The organism is Pseudomonas sp. WS 5411 (genome assembly GCF_012985595.1).
Taxonomy (GTDB): Bacteria; Pseudomonadota; Gammaproteobacteria; order Pseudomonadales; family Pseudomonadaceae; genus Aquipseudomonas; species Aquipseudomonas shahriarae.
This window is the reverse complement of record NZ_JAARMC010000032.1, coordinates 42,498-49,266: the sequence shown is the minus strand read 5'-3', so window position 1 is coordinate 49,266 and position 6,769 is coordinate 42,498. Positions and strand designations below refer to the sequence as shown.

Here is a 6,769-nt window from a genome sequence, read left to right as displayed (position 1 = left end):
GGCTGACCGGTGTGCAGTCCGGCGACGTTGAAGCGCCGGCTGGCTGGATCGTCAAGGTCTAAGCCCCGCTGCGCAACAAAATGTGGGAGCGGGCTTGCTCGCGAAAGCGGTGGATCAGTCAACGTCATCAGTGACTGACCCACCGCTTTCGCGAGCAAGCCCGCTCCCACATTTGCTTACAGGTGGTTTCAGGATTTGGGCAGGTTCTGCGCAATCTTCTTGCCCATGCTGATCCTCGGCTCCACGCCATACCCCAGTGCTTCGTAGAAGCCCACCACCGTATCGTTGCCCAGATTGATCTGCAGGTTGATCTTCAGGCAGCCCAGGGCGATCAACGCCTGTTCCCCATGGCGCACCAACGACGCGCCCAGGCCTTGCCGGCGATAGTCCGGATGCACGGCCACCGAATACAACCAACCCCGATGCCCGTCGTAACCTGCCATCAAGGTGCCGATCACGGCCTTGCCGTGGGTGGCGACAAAGAACAGCCCGTCCTCCACCGCAAGCTTTCTATCAATCGCCAGTTCCGGCCGGTTATGTGGGGTGTCATAACCAAACGCCGTCTGCCATAACGCCGCGACCTGGGCCCGATGCAAACGGTCGCGATACACGCCGATGGGGTGGCGAGACGACAATACTTTCTCCATCACCAGGGTGCGCTCGTTGCCGTGGTACACATCCCGCACGGTCTGGAACCCCAGCTTGGTATAAAACGGCTCGGCGGTGAGGGACGACGGTACGCTCAATACCGTGACCCCAGCCTCACGGGCCCGCTGTTCGATATCGGCCATCAGTTGGCGGCCGATGCCCTGCCCTTGCAGCACCGGGTTGACGAACACCGAACGCACCACATTGGCGTCCAAGGCGGCGGTCGCGACGATTTCTTGATCCTGGAGTGCAACCAGCACGGTACGCCGCGTGAGCAATTGCAGCACCGCCTCCGGCGTGAAGTTGCTCGCCACCCGCGCAATCACATCCGCCGGGTAGTCACGGGCGTTGCTGCTGCGCAGGGCCGCCAGGATGACCTGGCTGATGCCTTCGGCATCGGTGGGTTGGGCGAGGCGGACGGCGGTAGACATGACTCCTCCTGACGGGTGACGTAATGACAGCCACCACAATACCCATGTGTGGGCTTGTGTGGGAGCCGGGCTTGCCCGCGATGCAGGCACCTTGGTGTGTCCGCTACACCGCGATGATGCTATCGCAGGCAAGCCAGCTCCCACACAAGTCGGCTCCTACAGGTTTGAGCGCCCCCTGACAGCCGATTCGGCTGCCATACCCCTCTTTTCAGCTTTCCCGGCTGGGCTGCTCCCCTGTTTCAGCCGGGATTCTGCGGCCAGAGCGCACAAAATAGCCTCAATGCCCAACCCCATGGACTCGTGCCCCCATGCAAACCACCAATACCGTCCTGATGATCCGCCCGGCGCACTTTGCCTTTAACCCGGACACCGCGATCAACAACCGCTTCCAGCGCGCGCCCGTCGATCCGGTGGCCGCACAGCAAAAAGCGCTGGAGGAGTTCGACGGTTATGTCGACACCCTGCGCCAGCATGGTGTGGAAGTGTTGGTGGTGCAGGACACACCCGCGCCCCATACCCCGGATTCGATCTTCCCCAATAACTGGTGGAGCAGTCATGCCGACGGCAGCCTGGTGCTGTACCCGATGGAGGGCCAGAACCGCCGCCTGGAGCGCGATAAAGGCGTGCTGCAAGTACTGGAGCAGCGCTTCGCAATCAAAGACACCATCGACTTCAGCCACCTGGAACAACAGAACATGTTCCTCGAAGGTACTGGCAGCATGGTCCTCGACCGCCAGCACCGCATCAGCTACGCCTGCCACTCCGGGCGCACCCATCACGATGCCCTGCGCCAGTTTGCCGAGCGCCTGGACTATCAGGTCTGCGCCTTCCACGCCGTCGACCGCCATCACGCACCGATCTACCACAGCAACGTGATGATGAGCGTCGGCCGCGACCTGTCGGTGGTGTGCCTGGACGCGCTGCCCGAGACCCAAGAACGCCAGGGCCTGGAACGCTCCCTGCGCGACACCGGCAAAGACATCCTGGCCCTGGACTTCGACCAACTGGAAGCCTTCGCCGGCAACATGCTGGAACTCCACGACCGCGACGGCCAGCCGCTGCTGGTGATGTCGGCCAGCGCCTGGCGCTCGCTCAAGCCGGCGCAGCGCCTGCATGTGGAACGCCACACCCACCCAGTCGTGGTGAATATCGACAACATCGAACGCATCGGCGGCGGCAGTGCCCGCTGCATGTTGGCCGAAGTGCATCTTCCGGCCCGCGCCTCATTCCAATAAGGAGTTTTTCCATGACCCGTTATATCGACGTCAACGACCTCAGCTACCTGGTATCGCAAAAAGGCCTGCAAACCTGCATCACCGAGATGGCCGAGTACATCCGCGCCGACTACCTGCGCTGGAATGACTTCGAAAAATGCGCGCGCCTGGCCAACCACTCGCCCGAGGGCGTGATCGAACTGATGCCGGTCTCGGATGCTTCGCTGTATGCCTTCAAATACGTCAACGGCCACCCGAAAAATACCCAGAGCGGCATGCTCACGGTCATGGCGTTCGGCGCCCTGGGGGATGTGGATACCGGCAAACCGGTGCTGCTCAGCGAGATGACCCTGACCACGGCGATCCGCACTGCCGCCACTTCGGCCCTGGTTGCGCGCTACCTGGCACGGGACAACAGTCGCAGCATGGCGCTGATCGGCAATGGCTCGCAAAGTGAGTTTCAGGCCCTGGCATTCCACACCTTGCTGGGCATCAATGAGATCCGCCTGTTCGATATAGATACCCAGGCCATGCACAAGCTGGCGAACAACCTCAAGGCCTTCCCGGCGATCAAGCTGACCCTCGCGGGTAGCGTCGCCGAAGCGGTGAAAGGCGCCGATATCGTCACCACCGTCACCGCCGACAAGGCCTACGCCACCATCCTTACCGACGACATGATCGAGCCCGGCATGCACCTCAATGCCGTGGGCGGCGACTGCCCCGGCAAGACCGAACTGGACCGGCGCATCGTCGAGCGCGCGCGGGTGATCGTCGAGTACGAACCACAAAGCCGTATCGAAGGCGAAATCCAGCATATGCCTGAGGATTCGCCGGTCATCGAGCTGTGGCAAGTGATCAACGGCCAGAAGCCGGGCCGGGAAAATGCGCGCCAGGTCACCCTGTTTGACTCGGTAGGTTTTGCCCTCGAAGACTATTCGGCCCTGCGTTATGTACTGGATGTGGCCAAGGCCCTGGACGTGGGCAGCGAGCTGGAGCTGGTACCGGACCTGGCCGACCCCAAGGACCTGTTCGCCCGCCTGGCCCAGCGACCAACCGCACAGCATAAAAAGCGCGCCTGAAACCGCTCTGGCCTGCCGCTTTGCGCAAGCGGCGGGCCCTAAACCGCGGTTTGAAAAGCCGATATACAGGGTGCCGCAGCCGATTCTGCTGCAATCCGCGTTTTAACAGCGTATTCCGCATGCGAAGGACTAGGTAAACGACACAAAAAACGCACCATCATGAAGCATTCTGAGCGCGACCAAAGAGTCAGCAAATGAATGCATGCCGCACCCTTTCTACTGCCCTGACATCAATTACAAAATATAGGGAAAACACCATGACTCCGCTCCGATCACTCGTCGCCGCGCTGCTCCTGCCTTTGTGCGCCACCGCCGTCCAGGCCCAGGAATGGAAAGAAATCCGTTTCGGCGTGTTCCCCGAGTACCCACCCTTTGAATCCGTGGCCGCCGACGGCAGCCTGCAAGGTTTCGACATTGAGCTGGGCAACGCTATCTGCGCCAAGCTTGAAGTCAAGTGCACCTGGGTCCACAACGAGTTCGACGGCATGATCCCGGCGCTGCGTGCGCGCAAGTTCGACGCCATCATGTCCTCCATGGCCGTGACCCCGGCCCGGCAAAAACAGATCGACTTCAGCGATCGCCTGTTCCTCAGCCCCACCTCGGTGATCACCCGCAAGGGCGCCGGTTTCGGCGACACCCCCGAATCCCTCAAGGGCAAACAGGTCGGCGTGCTCCAGGGCTCGCTGCAGGAAGCCTATGCCCGCGCCCACCTGGCCAAGCTCGGTGCCCAGGTCAAGGCATACCAGTCCCAGGACCAGAACTATGCCGACCTGCAAAACGGCCGCCTCGACGCGACGCTGACCGACAAGCTCGAAGCCCAGCTCAACTTCCTGTCCAAGCCTGAAGGCGCCGACTACCAATCCGGCCCGGCCTTCAAGGACCCGACCTTGCCGCTGGACATTGCCATGGGCCTGCGCAAGAACGACCAGGAACTGCTGGCGCTGATCAACAAGGGCATCGCAGCCATCCAGGCCGATGGCACTTACGCGCTGATCCAGAAGAAGTACTTCGGTGACGAAGATATCTATCACGAGTAATCCCCCGCCCTATCCCCTGTAGGAGCCGGCTTGCCAGCGCTGGCGGTGCGACAAACACCGCCATTTGCGGCAGGTTCCTACCGGTTCTATCGAGACTTTCCCGTGAATGAACTCCTCAACCTGCAAGGCTTCGGCCCGCTGTTGGCCCAGGGTGCCTGGATGACCATCAAGCTGGCGTTCCTCGCGCTGGTCCTGAGCCTGAGCCTGGGCCTGATCGCCGCCGGTGCCAAGCTGTCCAGCCATAAGCTGTTGCGCATCCCCGCCACCCTCTACACCACCTTGATCCGCAGCGTGCCGGACCTGGTACTGATCCTGCTGATCTTCTACAGCCTGCAACTGTGGCTCAATGACTTGACCGAGATGCTTGGCTGGAACTACTTCGAAATTGATCCCTTCACCGCCGGTGTGATCACCCTGGGTTTTATCTACGGTGCGTATTTCACCGAAAACTTTCGCGGCGCGATGCTCAGTGTGCCGGTGGGCCAACTGGAAGCAGCGACCGCCTACGGCTTGAGCCGCTGGCAGCGGTTTCGGCTGGTGATGTTCCCGCAATTGATGCGGTTTGCGTTGCCGGGGCTGGGCAATAACTGGCTGGTACTGCTCAAGTCCACGGCGCTGGTGTCGATCATCGGCCTGGCGGACCTGGTCAAGGCCGCGCAGAACGCCGGCAAGACCACCAATGACCCGTTGTACTTCCTGATCCTTGCGGGCCTGGTGTACCTGGTGATCACCACCCTCTCCAACCGCATCTTCAAACGCCTGGAACGGCGCTACAACGTCGGCATCAAAGGGGTGGCGCGATGATCGAACTGATCCAGCAATATGGCCTGGCGTACCTGTGGACCGATGGCTCTGGGTTTTCCGGGGTGGCCATGACCTTGTGGCTGTTTATCGTGTCGGTGATCCTCGGGTTTTTCCTGTCCATCCCCCTGGCAATCGCCCGCGTCAGCGAGCACTTCTGGCTACGCTGGCCGGTGGAGGTGTACACCTACCTGTTTCGCGGCACGCCGCTGTATATCCAGTTGCTGATTTGCTACACCGGCCTGTACAGCCTGGAAGTGGTGCAGGATAACGCCTTGCTCAATCAGTTTTTCCGCAATGCCTTGAACTGCACGCTGCTGGCCTTTGTGCTCAACACCTGCGCCTATACCGTGGAAATCTTCGCCGGGGCCATTCGCAATATTCCCCATGGCGAAATTGAAGCCGCGCGGGCCTACGGCCTGCACGGCTGGCGGATGAACCTGTTCGTGGTGATCCCCGCCGCGCTGCGCCGCGCATTGCCGGCCTACAGCAACGAAATGATCCTGATGCTGCACGCCACGTCCCTGGCATTTACCGCAACCATCGCCGACATCCTCAAGGTGGCCCGTGACGCCAATGCCGAAACGTTCCTCACGTTCCAGGCCTTCGGCATTGCTGCGCTGCTGTACATGCTGCTGTCCTTCGCATTGGTGGGCCTGTTCCGACTGGCCGAACGACGCTGGATGCGCTTTCTTGTCCCGACCCGAGGCTAACCCATGAATCAGTCCGCACAGGCCCTGGCCGCTCATCCCACACACACTGCCGCGCCCCGCCCGAACGTGGTGGCGGCCGGCGCCAACGTCAAACTCAAGGTCGAAGACTTGCATAAAAGCTACGGCGACCACGAAGTGCTCAAGGGGGTTTCGCTCAACGCCAGCAAGGGCGATGTGATCAGCCTGATCGGCGCCAGCGGCTCCGGCAAAAGCACCATGCTGCGCTGCATCAATTTCCTCGAACAGCCCGACGCCGGGGTAATCACCCTGGACGGCATCAGCATTGAAATGCGCCAGGGTCGCGCCGGGGTGCAGGCGCCGCACCAGGCACAACTGCAGAACCTGCGCACGCGCCTGGCCATGGTGTTCCAGCACTTCAACCTGTGGAGCCACATGACCGTGCTGGAAAACATCTGCATGGCGCCACGCCGGGTGTTGGGCGTCAGTGCCGCCGAGGCGGAGAAACGCGCGCGGATGTACCTGGATAAAGTCGGCCTGCCGGGCCGGGTCGCCGATCAATACCCGGCGTTTCTCTCCGGTGGTCAGCAACAGCGCGTGGCCATCGCCCGGGCCCTGGCCATGGAGCCGGAGATTATCCTGTTCGATGAACCGACCTCGGCGCTGGATCCGGAGCTTGTAGGAGAAGTCCTCAAAGTCATACAGACGTTGGCCGAGGAAGGTCGTACCATGCTTATGGTCACCCACGAAATGGGCTTTGCCCGGCAAGTCTCCAGCCAGGTGCTGTTCCTGCACCAGGGCCGTGTCGAAGAACAAGGCAGCGCCGAGATCCTCGACCATCCGACCAGCGAACGCTTGCAGCAATTTCTCTCCAACCGCTTGAAGTGA

General features: G+C 61.4%; 7 protein-coding genes. 6 read left to right on the top strand and 1 reads right to left on the bottom strand.

Features of this window, described 5'->3' with window-relative positions; genetic code table 11:
* Positions 1 to 188: 188 nt before the first annotated feature.
* Positions 189 to 1,079: a GNAT family acetyltransferase gene (locus HBR93_RS25455; RefSeq protein ID WP_169961337.1), complete on the bottom strand. Its 891-nt coding sequence runs from the start codon at positions 1,077 to 1,079 to the stop codon at positions 189 to 191.
* A 308-nt stretch (positions 1,080 to 1,387) separates the two neighbouring features.
* On the opposite strand from HBR93_RS25455, the gene HBR93_RS25450 reads away from it, so the two are divergent.
* The 6 genes from HBR93_RS25450 to HBR93_RS25425 all read left to right on the top strand — a co-directional run bounded on the left by HBR93_RS25450 (position 1,388) and on the right by HBR93_RS25425 (position 6,769).
* Positions 1,388 to 2,314, top strand: coding sequence for an arginine deiminase-related protein (locus tag HBR93_RS25450; protein WP_169961336.1), 927 nt, complete (start codon positions 1,388 to 1,390; stop codon positions 2,312 to 2,314).
* Positions 2,315 to 2,325: 11 nt separating this feature from the next.
* Positions 2,326 to 3,372: an ornithine cyclodeaminase gene (locus HBR93_RS25445; RefSeq protein ID WP_120733537.1), complete on the top strand. Its 1,047-nt coding sequence runs from the start codon at positions 2,326 to 2,328 to the stop codon at positions 3,370 to 3,372.
* Positions 3,373 to 3,629: 257 nt separating this feature from the next.
* Complete coding sequence (locus tag HBR93_RS25440) at positions 3,630 to 4,409, top strand: ABC transporter substrate-binding protein (protein WP_057439422.1); 780 nt, start codon at positions 3,630 to 3,632, stop codon at positions 4,407 to 4,409.
* A 102-nt stretch (positions 4,410 to 4,511) separates the two neighbouring features.
* The gene (locus tag HBR93_RS25435; protein ID WP_057960092.1) at positions 4,512 to 5,213 is read left to right on the top strand and encodes an ABC transporter permease; all 702 of its coding nucleotides are present in this window, start codon (positions 4,512 to 4,514) and stop codon (positions 5,211 to 5,213) included.
* Positions 5,210 to 5,923, top strand: a complete 714-nt coding sequence (locus tag HBR93_RS25430; RefSeq protein WP_057439424.1) for an ABC transporter permease — start codon at positions 5,210 to 5,212, stop codon at positions 5,921 to 5,923. The genes HBR93_RS25435 and HBR93_RS25430 overlap by 4 nt, the downstream gene beginning before the upstream one ends.
* 3 nt (positions 5,924 to 5,926) lie before the next feature.
* Positions 5,927 to 6,769 carry an ATP-binding cassette domain-containing protein gene (locus HBR93_RS25425; protein ID WP_225923795.1) on the top strand — a complete coding sequence of 281 codons (843 nt, stop codon included), beginning with the start codon at positions 5,927 to 5,929 and terminating at the stop codon, positions 6,767 to 6,769.